Source organism: Lactiplantibacillus dongliensis (assembly GCF_005405105.1).
Taxonomy (GTDB): domain Bacteria; phylum Bacillota; class Bacilli; order Lactobacillales; family Lactobacillaceae; genus Lactiplantibacillus; species Lactiplantibacillus dongliensis.
Map to the genome: position 1 here is coordinate 18,201 of NZ_BJDK01000011.1, position 19,600 is coordinate 37,800.

At 45.7% G+C, this 19,600-nt stretch carries 16 protein-coding genes; 15 read left to right on the top strand and 1 reads right to left on the bottom strand.

What is annotated here, in order from left to right; translation table 11 throughout:
* Positions 1-5 precede the first annotated feature (5 nt).
* From FFM80_RS14625 to FFM80_RS05570, 11 genes are all read left to right on the top strand, one after another.
* On the top strand, positions 6-242 hold the full coding sequence (locus FFM80_RS14625) for a DNA-binding protein (RefSeq protein WP_137639889.1): 237 nt from the start codon (positions 6-8) through the stop codon (positions 240-242).
* Between the two features lie 83 nt (positions 243-325).
* Positions 326-1,573, top strand: a complete 1,248-nt coding sequence (locus tag FFM80_RS05525) for a tyrosine-type recombinase/integrase (RefSeq protein WP_137639890.1) — start codon at positions 326-328, stop codon at positions 1,571-1,573.
* Positions 1,574-1,681: 108 nt separating this feature from the next.
* On the top strand, positions 1,682-2,536 hold the full coding sequence (gene ylqF / locus FFM80_RS05530; protein ID WP_137639891.1) for a ribosome biogenesis GTPase YlqF: 855 nt from the start codon (positions 1,682-1,684) through the stop codon (positions 2,534-2,536).
* Positions 2,529-3,290, top strand: a complete 762-nt coding sequence (locus FFM80_RS05535) for a ribonuclease HII (protein ID WP_137639892.1) — start codon at positions 2,529-2,531, stop codon at positions 3,288-3,290. The genes ylqF and FFM80_RS05535 overlap by 8 nt, the downstream gene beginning before the upstream one ends.
* Positions 3,291-3,330: 40 nt before the next feature.
* Complete coding sequence (gene dprA / locus FFM80_RS05540) at positions 3,331-4,197, top strand: DNA-processing protein DprA (protein WP_137639893.1); 867 nt, start codon at positions 3,331-3,333, stop codon at positions 4,195-4,197.
* A gap of 89 nt (positions 4,198-4,286) precedes the next feature.
* Entirely contained in the window at positions 4,287-6,452 is a 2,166-nt protein-coding gene (gene topA, locus FFM80_RS05545; protein ID WP_137639894.1) for a type I DNA topoisomerase, read from the top strand.
* 141 nt (positions 6,453-6,593) lie between these two features.
* Complete coding sequence (trmFO, locus tag FFM80_RS05550; protein ID WP_137639895.1) at positions 6,594-7,928, top strand: methylenetetrahydrofolate--tRNA-(uracil(54)-C(5))-methyltransferase (FADH(2)-oxidizing) TrmFO; 1,335 nt, start codon at positions 6,594-6,596, stop codon at positions 7,926-7,928.
* 65 nt (positions 7,929-7,993) lie between these two features.
* Positions 7,994-8,911 carry a tyrosine recombinase XerC gene (gene xerC, locus FFM80_RS05555; protein ID WP_137639896.1) on the top strand — a complete coding sequence of 306 codons (918 nt, stop codon included), beginning with the start codon at positions 7,994-7,996 and terminating at the stop codon, positions 8,909-8,911.
* An 11-nt stretch (positions 8,912-8,922) separates the two neighbouring features.
* Complete coding sequence (hslV, locus tag FFM80_RS05560) at positions 8,923-9,465, top strand: HslVU peptidase proteolytic subunit (protein WP_137639897.1); 543 nt, start codon at positions 8,923-8,925, stop codon at positions 9,463-9,465.
* 14 nt (positions 9,466-9,479) lie between these two features.
* The gene (hslU, locus tag FFM80_RS05565) at positions 9,480-10,907 is read left to right on the top strand and encodes an ATP-dependent protease ATPase subunit HslU (RefSeq protein WP_137636242.1); all 1,428 of its coding nucleotides are present in this window, start codon (positions 9,480-9,482) and stop codon (positions 10,905-10,907) included.
* A 26-nt stretch (positions 10,908-10,933) separates the two neighbouring features.
* Positions 10,934-11,812 carry an aldose 1-epimerase family protein gene (locus FFM80_RS05570; RefSeq protein WP_137639898.1) on the top strand — a complete coding sequence of 293 codons (879 nt, stop codon included), beginning with the start codon at positions 10,934-10,936 and terminating at the stop codon, positions 11,810-11,812.
* 189 nt (positions 11,813-12,001) lie between these two features.
* On the opposite strand, the gene plsY is transcribed toward FFM80_RS05570, so the two are convergent.
* Positions 12,002-12,616, bottom strand: coding sequence for a glycerol-3-phosphate 1-O-acyltransferase PlsY (gene plsY / locus FFM80_RS05575; protein ID WP_137639899.1), 615 nt, complete (start codon positions 12,614-12,616; stop codon positions 12,002-12,004).
* A 411-nt stretch (positions 12,617-13,027) separates the two neighbouring features.
* On the opposite strand from plsY, the gene parE reads away from it, so the two are divergent.
* From parE to FFM80_RS05595, 4 genes are all read left to right on the top strand, one after another.
* The gene (parE, locus tag FFM80_RS05580; protein ID WP_137639900.1) at positions 13,028-15,034 is read left to right on the top strand and encodes a DNA topoisomerase IV subunit B; all 2,007 of its coding nucleotides are present in this window, start codon (positions 13,028-13,030) and stop codon (positions 15,032-15,034) included.
* A 12-nt stretch (positions 15,035-15,046) separates the two neighbouring features.
* Positions 15,047-17,497: a DNA topoisomerase IV subunit A gene (parC, locus tag FFM80_RS05585; protein WP_137639901.1), complete on the top strand. Its 2,451-nt coding sequence runs from the start codon at positions 15,047-15,049 to the stop codon at positions 17,495-17,497.
* Positions 17,498-17,679: 182 nt separating this feature from the next.
* Positions 17,680-18,639: a LysR family transcriptional regulator gene (locus FFM80_RS05590; RefSeq protein ID WP_137636247.1), complete on the top strand. Its 960-nt coding sequence runs from the start codon at positions 17,680-17,682 to the stop codon at positions 18,637-18,639.
* A 22-nt stretch (positions 18,640-18,661) separates the two neighbouring features.
* Entirely contained in the window at positions 18,662-19,591 is a 930-nt protein-coding gene (locus tag FFM80_RS05595) for a manganese-dependent inorganic pyrophosphatase (RefSeq protein WP_137639902.1), read from the top strand.
* The last annotated feature ends 9 nt before the right edge of the window (positions 19,592-19,600 follow it).

Sequence of the window (19,600 nt, forward strand, 5' to 3'; positions counted from 1 at the left end):
AAAAGATGAAGATAACTTATGTTCCAGTTTCCAACTCACATGCTGAATGGGGAGATAAAAAAGCAATTATAAAGCGATATGAAGGGCTGAACATCTACACCCTAAATCGTTGGTTAACCGAAATGCGGAATAATCGACGATTTAGAAGCGGTGTTATTAACCCCACACACAAATTGGTCTGGATTAATTTCCAGACTTTTGAAGAATTTCTTTACTGGAAGCAGCACCACTATCTAAAGTAGCTCATAAAATGGTAAAATTGGAGGTGAGTCAATAAATCCTATTTTATCTTTTCTTTTACAGTGAGCTGAGAAAGGATAAAATTATGCATTTTGAAAAAAGAACACGAAAGAGCGGCACAGTTAATGTTGCCATTGAAAGCTTCACTGATCCATTAACAGGTAAACGGCGGCGAGCGACTGTTGTTTTTGAATCAGGAACGCCACGTGCAAAAGCTCAAGCACGTCGAGAACTTGATGATAAAATTTCGAGCATCATTGATGACTTAAACAAAACCCAAGATGAAAAGATTCAAAATTATACTTTCGGTGAGTTGCAGGAAGCATGGTTTAAGCAGTGGACTACTACTGTTAAGCCACAGACCGTTCAACGGGAACTGCTAGTCATCAATCGATTATCGAAGCTAATTGCTGATGATATCTTGATTAAAAAGATTACGCCATTGATGGTAAAGCAGTGTCTTGACGATTATCGACAGAAATACCACTCGACTTTTTCAACGATGCAGCATATCAAGTCAACTTTCAACAAGATCTTTGATTATGCCGTCTTATATAACATCTTGCCGTTTTCACCTTCACAGGTGGTCAAGCTACGTGCATCAGTTGATGAAAAGATAGCTAAAAAGGAGCGGTTAAACGATAAATTCTTGAATGCAGCTGAAATTAAAGCATTAATTTCAGAACTCAAAAAGAGACGTAACCCTTCATATCTTGACTTAGCGTTATTCTTGTTGGGAACGGGTTGTAGAATTGGTGAGGCAGCCGCACTTACGGTTGATAGCATCGATTTTCAAAAGAAAACGGTGACCATTGATCGTTCTCTACAGTCACATGACCTAACCGTTGATAATTACTACCTAGATACCACGAAGACACCTGCTGGTGAACGAGTTGAAGAACTACCCGACTTTGTTATAGAGGCTTTAAAACGGAGCATAGAGCGCAATAAGATGGTCGACCAGTTGCACAGTGAGTGTCCTAGCGACGCCTTTCATTTCTCTAAAGTAATTTTCAGGACTGAATATGGGTCACCAATCACGTCACATAGTTTTCGAGAACTATTGAGTAGAATCAGCAGTTACTTGCGAAAGAATTGTGAAGCTGTTTACGGATTCAAGTGGACAAAGAACGTTGTCCCTCACAGTTTCCGGCATATTCATGTTTCCATTCTTAGAAGTGACTCGTCCATTTCTCTGAAAGAAGTTCAAGAACGTGTAGGCCATGTGGAAGAAGAAACTACTGACGGCTATACACACCGTTTTTCACATTCACAAGCCAAGTCAGTGAAGGCAGTCGATGCTTTTGCTGATAAGATAGGTATCACCAACTAACTTTAGGTGCCCGAAACCGCCGGGACATATGACCACTTTTGGGCACCTTTTTGAAGATTACGATTATCAACGTGCTAAAAACGTTGATATATCAAAGGAGAGAACACTATGAGTACAATTCAATGGTATCCTGGGCATATGGCCAAGGCCATTCATCAGATTCAAGATAATTTACATTTAGTCGACATCGTTTTCGAACTTGTCGATGCGCGGATTCCAGAAGCCTCACGGAATCCTGATATTGAAAAAGTGATCCAACAAAAGCCCCATTTACTCATTATGACCAAAAAAGATTTAGCCGATCCTCAAAAGACGGCGGACTGGGTTGCACATTACGAAGCCCAAGGACAAACAGCTATTGCGGTCGATTCACGTAACCGGACAACGGCTAAGCAGATTACCCAAGCCGCAACTGAGATGTTAGCGGATAAGCTGGCTAAGATTGCGGCCCGTGGGATTACCAATCGACCGATTCGAGCGGTCTGCGTCGGAATTCCCAATGTTGGCAAATCGACGTTGTTAAACCATATTGTCAACAAGAAGATTGCTAAAGTCGGTGATCGACCAGGGGTGACGAAAGGCCAACAATGGCTTAAAGCGTCTAATAAACTGGAATTGCTAGATACCCCTGGGATTCTTTGGCCAAAATTTGAAGACCAAGTCGTTGGGACGAAACTAGCCGTAACGGGCGCAATTAAGGAAAACATCTATCCGAACGATGATGTGGCGTTATTTGCATTGAACTTCTTTAAACAAGTCTATCCCCAACGCTTAATCGAACGCTACCACGTGACCGATGATCAGTTGGCGTTAGAAAATCCAGAGCTACTCATTGCAATGACCAAAAATATGGGGATGCGCGATGATTGGCAACGGTTCTGTGTGGCCTTCTTACTCGATATCCGCAAAGGTCGGTTGGGTCGGTTTACCTTGGATTTAACAGGAGCGCAGCCGGATGCCTGAGTATACAATTGCCGAAGTGAAAGGCCTATTGGCGGCTCAGCCCACGCCTGAATTCTTACAAGCTGTTCAAGCAGATACCCGCAAAGGGGTGCAACTGGCTTACCGGCATTATTTACGGCAAGCTGAAAAGCAAGCAGCATTAGTGGCACGGTTTAATCAGCATATGCAATTTGAACGGCGCTTTTGGAGTCAAGGCGGGCAATACGTGGCCGGTATCGATGAAGTTGGTCGCGGGCCATTAGCTGGCCCCGTCGTTACGGCGGCGGTAGTCTTGTCACCAGATTTTGATTTAGTCGAAGTCAATGACTCTAAGCAATTAACGGCTAAGAAGCGTTTGGAATTAATGCCTAAGATTTTAGAGCAAGCCATTTCGGTAGGCTTAGGGGTTGCCAGTGCGCCGGTGATTGATCAACTTAATATTTATGAAGCAACGCGGGTGGCGATGAAACAAGCCGTCGAGAATTTAACGGTGCAACCAACGCGTTTGTTAGTTGATGCGATGCAGATTCCAGTGCCCATCAAACAAACCCGTTTGATTAAAGGTGATGCCAAGAGTGCCAGTATCTCAGCGGCTAGTATTGTGGCCAAAGTGGCACGGGACCACCTGATGGAAATGTATGATCAAGTCTATCCTGGCTATGACTTCGCTGACAATATGGGTTATGGGACGGCCAAACATTTAGCTGGCTTGAAGCAATTTGGGATCACCCCAATTCACCGCCATTCATTTTCGCCAGTGCGTGACGCGGAATAACTGACCAATTACGGAGTTGTCACTGAAGAGGTGACCAACGATGCAATTACGCAGTTTATTGATTCGTCTGCACTTAGCTGAAGGAATCGGCTATGCGGGCACGACTAAAGTTTTACGGCAATGTATCCGGCACAAGACGGTTGTCACCACGGTGACTGAAATCTTAGCTTGGGCGCAGTTACCTGGACCCGCGGCGGCTAAGCTGGCGGCGGACTGGGATAGTCCCCGGTTCCAACAAGCCATCCAGCAACATCAAGCGATTGATATTTTAACCATCCTAGATGCGGACTATCCAATCACGTTAATGGAAAGCTACCAACCACCCTTAGTCTTATTCTTAAAGGGTAATCGTAAGTTGTTGCAGCAGCCACAGTTAGCAGTCGTCGGCGCGCGGCAAGCGACGCCCTATGCCCGTCGGTGTTTAAGTCAGCTACTGACGCCCTTAGCCGAACAACCGTTAGCCATTACTAGCGGGTTAGCGGCGGGGGTCGATGGCGCGGCCCATCAGCTAGCCTTACAATTAGGACTACCGGCGATTGCGGTGATCGGTACGGGGTTGGATGTGAGTTATCCGCGGGTCAATACGGACTTACAAGCACGAGTTAGTCAGTTAGGTTTGTTAATTAGTGAATATCCACTTGGTAGTCGCCCGGCGCGGCACCATTTCCCGATGCGCAACCGAATTATCGCTGGCTTGTGCCACACGTTATTAGTCGTCGAAGCCCGTGAACACTCGGGAAGTCTGATTACAGCTAATCTCGCTCTACAGAACAATCGCAATGTCTTAGCCGTCCCCGGCGCCATCGATGCCGCCTTGTCAGTTGGGTGCAACCAATTGATCGCTGCAGGGGCCAAACCGGTCTTAAATTACCGACATATAATAGAAGAGTTTTCACCAATCATTTGACAAGCGTTTACTTTTGAAATATGATTACATGGATTTGCAAAAGCAATGTACCAGAATAATCATGATCAAAAGCGTAAGGAGCTGATCAAGTGGCTGCTAGTACAACGAAACCGAAGCAAGCGGCAGGAAAAAACGCCGGCGCCAAGAAGCGTCCGGCTAAAAAGACCGCTACTAAGCGGCGGACCCGGGCAACCGGTAAAAAATTGGTGATTGTTGAATCGCCATCCAAAGCAAAAACGATTGAAAAATATTTAGGCCGATCCTATAAGGTCGTGGCCAGTTTAGGCCATATCCGCGACTTACCTAAAAGTAAGATGGGCGTGGATGTTGAAAATAATTATGAACCCCATTATATTTCGATTCGGGGGAAAGGTGATGTGATTAAAGGCTTACGGAAAGAGGCTAAAAAAGCCAAAGCCGTTTACCTCGCATCTGACCCGGACCGTGAAGGGGAAGCCATTGCGTGGCATTTATCTTATCTACTCGGATTAGACCCGAAAGATAAGAATCGCGTGGTCTTTAACGAAATTACCAAAGATACGGTTAAGAATGCCTTTAAAGAACCGCGTTCGATTGATATGGACTTAGTTGATGCCCAACAAGCACGGCGGATTTTAGACCGCTTAGTTGGGTATTCGATTAGTCCATTATTGTGGAAGAAAGTCAAAAAAGGCTTATCCGCTGGTCGGGTGCAATCCATTGCGTTGGATTTGATTATCAAACGTGAAAATGAAATCAAAGCCTTTGTGCCTAAAGAATATTGGACGATCGAAAGTGAATTCAAAAAAGGTCGTTCTAAGTTTATGGCGAGCTTCTATGGCGTCCGTGGCAAAAAGCATGCCTTAGACAATAATGAAGCCGTTCAAAAAGTCTTAGCGCAGTTGGACCGCAACGGCAAGTTTGACGTCACGAAAGTAGTTAAAAAGGAACGTAAACGGTTCCCAGCCCCGCCATTTACCACGTCAACGATGCAACAAGATGCCAACCGGAAGTTAAACTTTCGGACACGCAAGACGATGATGGCGGCGCAACAACTGTACGAAGGGATTAACGTTGGTGGAAAAGAAGGCAGTGTAGGGTTAATTACCTATATGCGGACCGACTCCACTCGGATCTCGTCGATTGCTAAGCATGAAGCCTCTAAGTTCTTGCATGAAGAATACGGTGGCGAGTATGCGGCAACAAAGCCAGTTAAAGGTAAGTTGCCAGAAGGCGCGCAGGATGCCCATGAAGCTATCCGGCCGTCATCAGTCTTCCGGACGCCGGCTAGCATCAAAGAATACTTGTCAAAAGACCAGTTCCGGTTATACCAATTGATTTGGTCGCGCTTTGTGGCTAGTCAGATGACGCCGGAAGTCTTAGATACAATGGCAGTGACGATTGATCAAAACGACGTTCAATTCCGGGCAAATGGGTCAAAGACCAAGTTTGCTGGGTTTACGAAGATCTATGATAAGACGGAAAAGAATAATGTCTTACCGGATCTGAGTGAAGGCGATGCCTTGGCGTTGAGTAAGACTGATCCACAGCAACATTTTACCCAGCCACCGGCCCGTTATTCGGAAGCCAACTTAATCAAGGCGTTGGAAGAAAACGGTGTTGGTCGGCCCTCAACCTACGCCCCCACCTTGGATACGATTCAACGGCGCTACTACGTAAAATTAGAAGCACGTCGCTTTGTGCCAACTGAGTTAGGCGAGATTGTCAATGATATTATTCAGGAATATTTCCCGGATGTCGTCAACGTTGGGTTTACGGCAACGTTAGAAGAACAGCTGGATGCGACAGAAGAAGGCCAAGAAGATTGGGTCAAAGTTGTCGATACGTTCTACCAGCCCTTCTCTAAGGAAGTCGAAAAAGCTGAAGCCGGGATGGAAAAGATTCAGATCAAAGATGAATTAGCCGGCTTTAACTGTGATATTTGTGGCGCCCCGATGGTCATTAAGATGGGCCGTTATGGTAAGTTCTATGCCTGCTCGCGTTTCCCAGATTGCCGCAATACCAAGCCAATCGTTAAAGAAATTGGCGTGGTTTGTCCGCAATGTAAGAAGGGGCAAGTTATTGAACGGAAATCGAAGAAGAACCGGGTATTTTATGGTTGTTCACGTTTCCCAGATTGTGACTTTGTCTCCTGGGATCAACCGATTGGCCGAGATTGTCCCAAAGATGGGCACTTCTTGGTTGAGAAGAAGGTCAAGGGCGGTAAGCAGGTCCTCTGTCCAAATGGAGATTATAAAGAAGACGTTCAAAAATAAAGCAAAGCAGTCCGCTAACGATGGTTGGCGGGCTTTTTTTAGGAATTAGCTCAAGTTTGGATTTGTGTAATCGCTTTATATCCGGTATGATGGCCACAGTGCTATCAAGGGTACGTTTAATTAGAAAAGAGGAATTTAACTATGGCATCAATACCAACAGTTAACGTGATTGGCGCCGGCTTAGCCGGTTCAGAAGCGGCATGGCAGATTGCAACTATGGGCGTCAATGTCCGCCTTTATGAAATGCGGCCGACTAAAATGACGCCGGCGCATCATACGGAACGGTTTGCGGAACTCGTTTGTACGAACTCGTTACGCGCGAACCAACTAAGTAACGCGGCCGGCTTGTTAAAAGCCGAAATGCGCCAACTAAATTCCGTCGTCATTCAATCGGCGGAAGCGCACGCGGTACCAGCCGGGGGCGCATTAGCCGTCGACCGGGACACTTTCTCCCAAGAAATTACCGATCGCTTGACGAGCTTACCAAATGTGGAAGTGATCAATCAAGAAATGACGACCCTCCCTGAGGGGCTCACCGTAGTTGCAACCGGGCCACTGACGGCGGCGTCCATGGCGCAGTCGATTCAAGCGTTTAACGATGAAGACGACTTGCATTTCTTTGATGCGGCCGCGCCTATCTTGACTAAAGACTCGATTGATTTAGATAAAGTTTACTTAAAATCACGCTATGACCGTGGTGAGGCAGCTTACTTGAATTGCCCGATGACCGAAGCTGAATTCGACGTCTTTTATGAGGCGTTGATTCATGCCGAAATGGCTGAAGCCCATGATTTCGAAAATTCTGAAGTCTTTGAAGGCTGTATGCCGATTGAAGTAATGGCACAACGCGGCCGGCAGACGATGTTATTTGGTCCGTTGAAGCCAGTTGGTCTCGAAGATCCTAAGACAGGCCGCCAGCCGTTTGCCGTGGTGCAATTACGGCAAGATGATGCTTCTGGTGACTTATATAATATCGTAGGGTTCCAGACGCACCTTAAGTGGGGTGAACAAAAGCGCGTCTTTAGCCTGATTCCTGGGCTAGAACACGTGGAATTTGTCCGGTATGGCGTGATGCATCGTAATACCTTTATGAAGTCACCAAAACTACTCTTACCGACCTACCAGACGCAACAACGGCCAGACCTGTTCTTTGCTGGTCAGATGACCGGTGTTGAAGGTTACATCGAAAGTGCGGCGAGTGGGATTGTGGCGGGGACGAATGCGGCCCGGTTAGCGCTTGGACTAGACCCAGTTGTCTTTCCAAAAGACACGATGATGGGAGCGATGGCCCATTACATTACGCATACCAATGCCAATCATTTCCAACCGATGAATGCTAACTTCGGTATCGTGCCGAAACTTAAGCAGCGGATTCGCGATAAGCGGGAACGAAACACGGCTTTATCGGAACGAGCCCTAGCTGAACTCGCAGATTTTAAAGCCACAACGTTAAATTTGACTAAAGTTGACCAATAATCAAGGCGCTTAATTGTGTTTTCCTCCAGACTTTGCTAAAGTAGCAACGTATGGAGGTTTTTTGAATGGAAGCACAATACTTGGACCTATTTTTAAAATATATTCGGGTGGAACGGCAGTATTCGGAAGAAACTGCCCAAGCCTACCGTGAAGACATCCAAGCGTTTACGGATTTCTTAACGGAGAATGGCGGCGCTAAGGCCTATGCGGACGTTGATCATTTAGATGTGAACGTTTACTTAAGTGCCTTATATGACCGGCATTTGACACGGAACTCCATTGCGCGGAAAGTCTCCAGCTTGCGGTCGTTTTATAACTTTTTAGTCAAAAACGACTTGGCCAAGTTAAACCCGTTCGTCTACGTGCAACTAAAGAAGCATGCCGCGCGCTTACCGCGATTTTTCTATCAAAAAGAATTGGACATCTTGTTCAAGACTGTTTATGCCGATGACTCACTGATGAGTACGCGGAATGTGGCGTTGCTAGAAGTCTTATATGGGACTGGGATTCGTCTCAGTGAATGTGTAGACTTACAACTTAGCGACGTCGACTTCGACCTCAAGATGATGCTGATTCGTGGGAAGGGCGATAAAGAGCGGTATGTGCCCTTTGGCCGCTATGCCGCCCATGCGCTGCGACAGTATTATGAGAGTTGCCGGACGCCGGTAATGGCTAACTATCATCAGACCCACCAGACCGTGTTCATTAATCGGCATGGTGGTGCGATTACCGGTGGTGGGATTGAATACGTGCTCAATCAGATTGTTAAAAAGAGCAGTCTGACGGCAGATATCCATCCCCATATGCTCCGGCATACGTTTGCCACGCAGATGTTGAATAACGGGGCTGACTTGCGGACGGTCCAAGAATTATTGGGCCATACCAGTTTGTCGACCACGCAGATCTATGCGCATGTCACTAAGGAACACCTCCAACAAGATTACCGCAACTTTTTCCCCCGTGCGACGCGGGAAAATAATTAAAGGAGCTTATTATGCCAGTAAAATTTGAAGCAACAACTATTTGTGCCGTTCGCCAAAATGGTCATAATGCCATGGCTGGCGACGGTCAAGTTACCATGGGCGAAAAGGTCGTTATGAAAGGCACCGCCCACAAGGTTCGGCGTATCTATAATGATCAAGTCGTCGTCGGCTTTGCCGGCAGTGTCGCCGATGCGTTCAACTTGGAAGATCGTTTTGAAAAGAAACTCAATGAATATTCCGGTAACTTACAACGGGCCGCGGTGGAACTCGCCCAAGAATGGCGTAGCGACCAAGCCTTGCAAAAGCTGGAAGCGTTATTGATCGTGATGGATAAAGATGAAATGCTACTGGTTTCTGGGAGTGGTGAAGTGATCACGCCAGATAATGACGTGTTAGCCATCGGTTCTGGCGGCAACTTTGCTTTAGCGGCTGCGCGGGCGATGCAGGAACATGCCAAAGATATGAATGCGCGTGAGATTGCGGAAGCTGCAATCAATATTGCGGGAGACATTGATATCTTCACGAACCATAACGTTATTTCAGAAGCTTTATAAAAAGGAGCAATCTAATGGAACAAATCGATAAAACCCCTAAACAGATTGTCGCCGCCTTAGATAACTATGTCATTGGTCAAGGCGCGGCTAAAAAAGCGGTTGCAATTGCCTTACGTAACCGGTATCGGCGGATGGAATTGTCCGCTGATATGCAAGAAGAAATTACCCCTAAAAACATGTTAATGATCGGACCAACCGGGGTCGGGAAAACTGAAATTGCCCGCCGATTGGCTAAGATTGTGCAAGCACCCTTTGTAAAAGTTGAAGCGACGAAGTTTACCGAAGTCGGCTATGTGGGTCGCGATGTCGAATCGATGGTGCGCGATTTAGTCGATATTTCGATTCAAATGGAAAAGGCCCAAGCCTACTCCGGTGTGCGGGCTTCCGCTGTGCGTGAAGCTGATAAGCGTTTAGTGAAGTTGTTAGTCCCAGTGGTGAAGAAAGAAAATAAGAGCCGCGGCAATGGCAATGACTTCCAGAATATGATGAACATGTTGAGCCAGATGCAACAAAATGGCCAAATGCCTAATATGGATGCTAATCAGGATGAAGAAGTCAGCGATGACGTGCGCAATCAACGATTATCGGTCAGTGACCAATTAAAGAGCGGCCAACTGGAGAATGCGGATGTCACGATTGAGATGGATGATCCCCAACAAAAAGCGGCCGGTAATAACAATATGCTCGGCCAAATGGGCATTGATCTGGGTGATACCCTGGGGTCAATCATGCCCAAGAAGCGGATCAAACGGACGATGCCCGTTAGCGAAGCCCGCGAAATCTTAGTTAAGGAAGAATCTGAAAAGCTGGTTAACAGCGCTGATATTTATCACGATGCGATTGTCCGTGCTGAAAATACCGGGATTATCTTCATTGACGAAATTGATAAGATTACCGGTGGCGGCCAACAAAGTTCCGGTGAAGTTTCCCGTGAAGGGGTTCAACGCGATATCTTACCAATCGTAGAAGGGTCGCAGATCTCAACGAAGTATGGTCCCATCAATACGGATCATATCTTGTTTATCGCTTCCGGGGCCTTTGCGGAAAGCAAGCCTAGTGATTTGATTGCTGAATTACAAGGACGTTTCCCAATTCGCGTGGAATTAGATGACTTGTCTAAAGATGATTTCGTGAAGATCTTGACCGAACCCAAGAATGCCTTGATCAAGCAATACATTGCCTTGATTGGAACGGATAATATTAAAGTAACCTTCACGATTGAAGCGATTGAAGCCATTGCGGCGATTGCCTACAAGGTGAACCACGAAACTGAAAATATCGGGGCCCGGCGGTTGCATACCGTCCTAGAGAAATTGCTAGAAGAATTACTCTATGAAGGTCCCGATATGGAAATGGGCGAAGTGACGATTACTGAAAACTACGTCAATGAACGGATCGGCAATATCGCTAAGGATAAGGATTTGAGTCGTTACATTCTTTAATAAAATGACTAAAGGAGCTGGGGTTCATGACAGTTGAGTTGAAAAATGACTACCTCACCGTGCAGATTAATGAAGCCGGTGCGGAATTAAGCAGTGTTAAGGCCAGTGATGGTTTGGAATATATGTGGCAAGCCGATCCGAAATTTTGGGGTCGCCATGCGCCCGTTTTATTCCCAATCGTGGGTCGGTTAAAGGATGACCAATATACAGTTGCCGGTCAGGCTTACCCAATGGGACAACATGGGTTTGCTCGCGACCATGACTTTCGGGTGGTCAGTCAAACTGATACGACGGCAACGTTAGAATTAACGGACAGCGCTGAAACACGCAAGATTTATCCGTTTGCGTTCCGGTTACGGTTGCACTATACGTTGACAGATCATGAGTTGACAGTCGGGTATGAGGTGCATAATCCCGCTAATCAGGACCTGTACTTCTCCATCGGCGGACATCCAGCGTTTAACGTGCCGTTAGCGGCTCCTGAAGGCGACTTAGCGAACTATCAAGTCACAGTCGCCCCCAAGCAAACGTATCGGCATATCCCGCTACAAGCGCCATATAACGATATCGCCAATAGCACGACTATGGATCTAACCAAGCCGTTGCCATTAACGCGGGAGTTATTTAAAGACGATGCGGTGATCTTAGACTTGAAGCATCAAGAAACCACGCTACTACTTAGCTCCGACTTAAATGATCATGGGGTGGCCATGACAATCGACGATGCGCCATACGTTGGCATGTGGTCACCATATCCCAAGCAAGCGCCGTTTGTCTGCTTAGAACCATGGTGGGGCATTGCGGATAACGTCGACGCTGATGGTCAATTCAGCCATAAAATGGGCATTAACCAATTGGCAGCTAATCAAACGTTTAATGCGCATTATGCGGTGAAATTCTTCTAGAATCTTAAAAAGGTGATGATGGTGGACAGCGACTGGCTGGCTGCAATCATCACCTTTTTTATATGTTTTTTTATAGCTGGTATATGTAAAGTGTTACTTTAACTTTGTTCAATAAAACTAACACCCACAGCTCTCAGCTTACCGAAACCCACGAAAAAAGTCACCTCAAATTTGAGATGACTTTTTTGATTACGCTTGATGCTGACGATGTCGCCAGCCGAGACCGAAGTGGACCATTGATTCAGTTCCAGCTTTAATCCGGGTGATATTGGCTTTGTGACGATAGAAGATAAAGATGGTTAGGATAACCGCAATGACCGATAAAATCCAATCTTGGTAATAGAAAATGGCAATAAGACTGACGAGTGAGAGTGATGCCATACTAGCGACACTAACCATACTCGTGACGTAGACCAAGGTAAACATGATGGCACTGGCAATTAAGAAGAAGTGCCAATTGTAGGCCAGTAAGATCCCAGCACTTGTCGCGACGGCTTTGCCGCCTTTAAAGCCAATAAAGATGGAGAACGTATGACCTAAGATAGCGGCGAGTCCAATCAGTAGCGCATTGACGGGAAGGTGTAATAGGGCTGGTTGTGCCGCTGCGAGCGTGCCCTTTAAAATGTCCATCGCCATGACGATGGTGCCCGCCACGGGTCCCAGCACGCGGTACGTGTTGGTCGTGCCAATGTTACCGCTGCCGGCTTGGCGAATATCAGTATGAAAGAAAAGCTTGCCAATAATGACACCCGAAGGAATCGAGCCTAGTAAGTAGGCGACGACTAGCATGATTATAATTTGCACATTAGGTTCCTCCTGCAATAGAGTCAACCAATATTTTAGCATTGTTTGGTCGGTGATGGGTCAGTTTTGACTAAAAAATTTGACAAGGGGCCGATAGTTGCTTACAATTAAGCGAACGTATATTCGGTGTTGTCAAAAACAGCATTTTAGTTGATTAGCTCAGCAATCAATGCTAACTTAGTGGACGATTCAAGTGAAATTGAGTCAAAACGGGTTGCTATTAAGACGAGTAGGCGCTTAAAACTCGCCTGATAAGCATAAAAATTAGTAAAGTTGTTAAAAAATTAATTTGCTGTGCTATAATTTAATCTGCACGGTTTTAGCTAACCGCGGTACTAGCGCTAAGTAAGCGCCTTACTGATAATCGTTAGTTAAAATCTGAAGGCGACCAAGTGAAGGAGCAAATAATGAATGCCAAAGAAAACACAAAAGTACGATGACTCCTCAATCCAAGTGCTTGAAGGCTTGGAAGCTGTTCGTAAACGGCCTGGGATGTATATCGGTTCTACGGATGGTCGGGGGTTACACCATCTGGTCTATGAAATTGTTGATAATGCGGTCGATGAAGCCTTAGCTGGTTTCGGTAAAGAAATCAACGTCACGATTCATGCAGATAATAGCATTACAGTTGTTGACCATGGTCGGGGGATGCCCGTGGGGATGCACGCTTCTGGAATTCCCACACCCGAAGTTATTCTGACGGTGTTACATGCTGGGGGTAAGTTTGGCCAAGGCGGTTATAAAACGTCTGGCGGTCTGCACGGGGTCGGTGCCAGTGTCGTTAATGCGTTGTCGACTGAATTGGTCGTGACCATCATTCGTGACGGCTATCGATACCAGGAGACGTTTAAAGATGGCGGTCATCCAGTTGGCACCTTAGAAAAGAAAGGGAAGACCAACAAGCCGACTGGGACGACGATTACCTTTAAGCCAGATCCTAGTATCTTTACGACGACCGTGTATAACTTTCAAACGTTATCAGAACGGTTACGGGAATCGGCGTTCTTACTCAAGGGCGTCAAGATTACGTTAACTGATGAACGGGAAAACCAAGCGCAAGCACAAGTTTTCCATTATGAAGACGGGATTAAAGAGTTTGTTGCTTACTTAAACGAAGATAAAGATACTCTAGGCGATGTGATGTTCTTTGACGGCACTAAAGAAGGGGTCGAAGTTGAACTAGCTGCCCAATATAACGATGGATACTCCGAAAATTTATTGTCATTTGTCAATAATGTGCGGACGCCTGATGGTGGGACCCATGAAGCCGGATTTCGGAGTGCTTGGACTAAGGCTTTTAATGAATATGCCCGCAAAGTAGGCTTGTTAAAGGATAAGGACAAGAACTTAGAAGGTTCCGATGTTCGGGAAGGCTTATCAGCAGTCATCTCATTGCGGATTCCAGAGAATTTATTGCAATTTGAAGGCCAGACCAAGGAAAAGCTTGGGACGCCGGAAGCCCGGACTATCGTGGACAACGTGATCAGTGAGCAATTGCAGTTCTACTTAATGGAAAACGGTGAATTTGCTCAGATGTTGATCCGGAAGTCGACTAAAGCGCGTGAAGCCCGGGAAGCTGCCCGGAAAGCTCGGAATGAAAGTCGAAACGGTAAGCGTAAGCATAAGCAAGAACGACTTTTATCGGGTAAGTTGACGCCAGCCCAATCTAAGAATGCCAAACGCAATGAACTCTTCTTAGTCGAAGGGGATTCGGCCGGTGGTTCCGCGAAGCAAGGGCGTGATCGGAAGTTCCAAGCGATTCTGCCATTACGTGGGAAAGTCTTGAACACTGAAAAAGCCAAGTTACAAGATATCGTCAAGAACGAAGAAATTAATACGATGATCTACACGATTGGCGCGGGCGTTGGCTCCGAATTTGATATTAAAGCCAGCAATTACGATAAAGTCATTATTATGACCGATGCCGATACCGATGGGGCACATATTCAGATTCTGTTGTTGACGTTCTTCTATAAATATATGCGCCCGATGATTGATGCCGGCAAGATCTATATTGCCTTACCACCGTTGTACCGCTTGCAGAAGAAGCAAGGGAAACAATTGCGGACGGAATACGCCTGGACCGATGAAGAACTAGCGTTGCGGACGAAGACGTTTGGTAAGGGCTATGCCTTGCAACGGTACAAGGGACTTGGTGAAATGAACGCAGAACAACTGTGGGAAACGACCATGGATCCGGACAAACGGACTTTGGTGCGGGTGCGGATCGATGATGCGGCTTTAGCTGAAAAGCGGGTCACCACCTTAATGGGTGATAAAGTTGAACCACGACGCAAATGGATCGAAAGTAATGTCCAGTTCAGCTTGGATGAAGATGGGTCAATCCTAGATAACCAAGCTGTGACATCAGCGCATGAACAAGCCGATGCTGAATTAGCGGATCAATTAAAGAAGTAAGGAGGTCGCACAATGGCAATTGAACAACCTAAAATTCAAGAATTAACTTTAGAAGACGTCATGGGCGATCGATTTGGCCGTTACTCGAAGTATATTATTCAAGAGCGGGCACTGCCAGACATTCGCGATGGCTTAAAACCCGTGCAACGACGGATCTTATATGCCATGAATCAGGATGGTAATACCTTTGATAAGGCCTTTCGGAAGTCAGCGAAATCAGTTGGGAACGTCATGGGGAACTTTCATCCGCATGGGGATTCCTCAATCTACGAAGCGATGGTTCGGTTAAGTCAGGACTGGAAGCTGCGTGAACCCTTAATTGAAATGCATGGGAACAATGGCTCGATGGATGGTGATCCAGCGGCAGCGATGCGGTATACCGAAGCACGTTTGAGCAAGATTGCCGGAACGATGTTGGACGATATTGATAAAAAGACTGTTGATATGGTCTTAAACTTTGATGATACCGAGTATGAACCAACCGTGTTGCCTGCCCGCTTCCCGAACCTATTAGTTAACGGGGCGACCGGGATTTCAGCGGGTTATGCCACGGAGATTCCACCGCACAACTTAGGAGAAGTCATCGATGCTGTCTTATTTTTAATGAATCATCCTAAAGCCGAATTAGCCGATTTGATGGACTTTGTCAAAGGACCGGATTTTCCAACCGGCGGAATTATTCAAGGCTTAGATGGTATTAAGAAAGCCTATGAGACGGGTCGTGGGCGAATTGTCGTACGGTCACGGACGAAGATCGTCCCCTTAAAAGGGAATAAGTCACAGATTGAAGTTAGCGAGATTCCTTATGAGGTGAACAAAGCCCAATTAGTTAAAAAGATGGACGAAATTCGCATTATGAAGAAGATTGAAGGAATCGCGGAAGTTCGTGATGAAAGTGACCGTAAAGGGTTATCTGTCGTCATTGAGTTGAAGCGCGACGTCAATGCAGAAGGTATTTTAAACTATTTGTTTAAGAATACTGACTTACAAATTACGTATAACTTCAACATGGTGGCGATCTATCATCAACGACCAGAGCACGTCGGTCTGAAGACGATTATTTCAGCTTACTTGGAACATCAACGGGATGTGATTACCCGGCGGACGCAATTTAATTTGCAAAAAGCCGCTGATCGGCAACATATCGTTCAAGGCTTGATTAAAGCGATGTCGATTCTGGATCAAGTCATTGCAACGATTCGTGGCAGTAAAGACAAGAAGGACGCTAAGGCGAACTTAGTGGCGGACTATGCCTTTACAGAAGCGCAGGCGGAAGCGATTGTGACGATGCAATTGTATCGGTTAACTAACACCGATGTGACTCAGTTGCAAAAAGAAGCCGATGAATTGGCTAAGGCGATTGCGGAATATCATGCGATTTTGGAAAATCCGAAAGAATTGGACAAAGTCTTACGGCGTGAACTTAAAGCCATTCAAAAAGCCTATCCGAGTCAGCGCTTAACTGAGATTCAAAATGAAATTCAAGAAATTAAAATTAAAACCGAAGTTGTGGTCCCTCAAGAAGACGTGGTCGTGATGATTAGTCATGATGGCTATATCAAACGGACCAGCTTGCGGTCGTATACGGCTTCGGATGCTGAGGACAATGGGTTAAAGGACGAGGACTTCCCAATCTATTTGGCGAAGAACAGTACCTTAGACCATTTGTTCATGTTTACCAACTTAGGCCACTTGATCTATCGGCCGGTGTATGAGATTGCCGATGCCAAGTGGAAAGATACCGGTGAGCATATTTCGCAGACCATTGGTTTAGCGGCGAATGAACAAATTACGTGGGTCTTTGCTTTCCCAACCCTCAAAGAGAGCGGTAAGTTCTTAGTTGCCACTAATGACGGGTACATTAAGCAAACGGACTTTACGGATTACACGCCGGGCCGGACATACAAGACACGGGCCAGCCAATTTATCAAGTTGAAAAACGAAGCTGCCAAAGTTGTGACCGTAAACTATTATCCAACGGTACCAACGGGGAGCTTAGTCTTAGTCACGGCCCATGGATATGGGTTACGCTATGACTTAAGTGAAGTCCCAACCATTGGTGCGAAAGCAGTCGGTGTGAAGTCGATGGATCTGCGTGATGACACGATTGTCCGGGCCGCCTTGGCGACTGACAATGACTTATTAGCCATGATCACCCAACGTGGGTCCTTTAAGAAGATGAAGGTTGCGGATATTCCCGTGACTAGCCGAGCACGGCGGGGAGTTCAGGTCTTGCGGGAACTGAAGAATAATCCGCATCGTGTGGCCGATTACGTCTTGGTTCCTAAAGGACAAACTGGTGTGGCACTAGAAGTGGTGACTGATCGCTTGAAGCATCATTCCATTTTAGTTGACGATCATCCAGTCAGTGCCCGGTATTCCAATGGCTCGTTTGTCATTGATACCGACATTGAAGGGACGCCGGTTAGCATGCAGCCGCATCCGATTCCACTGACGGTTTAATAAAATGGTTACAAGACTTGCAAGGGCGGCGGCATTAGCTTAGACTGAAATTGTGGTCAGTTAAGATTAATAATTAGTTAAGGTTTATTTGCCGATAACAATTGCTTGCTTTCGGCCTGGATTTTGTTTATATTATAGGTATCATAAGATGGCTATAAGACGAAAGGAACAGGTAAACGCACATGAAAACAACGCAAGAAAGTATCTTCTCATCAAAAACGTTAACGTATTTCTTACAATTGGCTGAAACAATGAATTACACGCAAGCCGCTCAAATTTTAGGCATCACCCAACCAGCTTTGACGCAACAAATTAAAAAGTTGGAACGGACAGTCGGGGCACCGTTGTTCTATTCAGTTGGTAAAAAGTTACGCTTATCAGATGCTGGCTACACGATGTTGAATGCCACACACAGTATCTATGACGTGTTAAATAAAGCCACTGACGAAATTCAACAAACCACGAGTGCGACACAAGGGACGATCAGTATTGGGATTTTAGCTTCAATTGAAGACCATGTCTTTGAAGACTTTGCCATCAAGTATTACGAAGCTAACCCCAATGTCATCATTTCATTCCATATGTTGACTAGAAAAGAAATCTGGGAACGTTTGGAAAATAACCGGATTGACTTAGCTGTCATGTACTTACCAGATGAAAGTATCAAGAACTGGAAGCCATACCAATCAAAACGGATTATTCAAGATGACTTACTGTTCATTACCAGTGATCCTAAGCAAGCCAAGAAGAAGCGCATCAAATTTAAAGATACGACGAGTGAACCATGGGTCATGTATCCGGAAAATTATTACTTGGATCAAGTCATTAAGGAATCTTACAAGAATCAATTGGCCGACTTACCAACCGCAGTCGCACGCTTTACCACGCCACAACAGATTTACCGGTTCGTGGCCGCGACTGGCACGAATACGGCTTTGCCCAATTCCTTCATGGTTGCTAATCCAGCGACGGATGAGTTACACACGGTCTCATTTGAACCGGCCATTAAATTTGATTTGAACTTTGTGTTCCGAAAAGATAAGGATCAAATTCCGCGGATCAAGAATTTCTTGGATGAATTTGATAATTACTTACGGGCCGAAGACTATATTTCACGGTTACAAAAAATTAATCAAAAATAGTTGCTAAAGGAGTTTTGTGCTAATGAGTAAGGAATTAATTTTTGGTCATCAAAGTCCTGATACGGACGCCATTGTGGCCGCAAAGGCATTATCATATTTAGAAAATAAACTGGGGGCTGACACGGAAGCCGTTGCTTTAGGTGAACCTAATGAAGAAACCCAATTTGTTTTAAAGCACTTTGACGAACCAGCACTGCGGGTCATCACTAAGGCAGCGCCAGAAGTCGATTCAGTAATGTTGGTTGACCATAATGAACCACAACAAAGTGTTAGCGATATTGCTGATGTCACGGTTTCACACGTGGTTGATCATCACCGGATTAACAACTTCAATACGGCGCAACCATTGTTCTACCGAGCAGAACCACTTGGCTGCTGCAGCACAGTCATCTACAAGATGTTCGCTGAAAATGAAGTTGAAATTCCAGCTAAGTTAGCCGGTTTAATGTTATCAGCTATTATCTCGGATACGTTATTATTGAAGTCACCAACCACCACGCAAACTGATGTTGATGTCGTTAAAGACCTGGCTAAGATTGCCGGGATCGACTATCAAGCATATGGCTTAGAAATGCTTAAGGCTGGGACTAACTTAGCAAGCAAGAGCGAAAAAGAATTGATTGATGCTGACGCTAAATCCTTTGAATTGAACGGTTCAACGGTTCGAGTTGCCCAAATCAATACAGTTGACTTGCCAGAAGTCTTTGATCGCCAGGCTGCTTTGGAAGCTGCTGCTAAAGCTGAAAACGCTGCTGAAGGTTATGACTTATTCTTAATCTTGGCAACCAATATCTTAGATAGCAATTCTGAATTATTAGTCGTTGGGGAACCAACTGCACCCGTTGAAACTGCCTTTGGTAAGAAGATTGAAAATAATCGTTTGAGTTTACCAGGTGTTGTTTCACGGAAGAAGCAAGTTGTGCCACCATTGACTGACGCTTTTAACGCTTAATTAACTGAT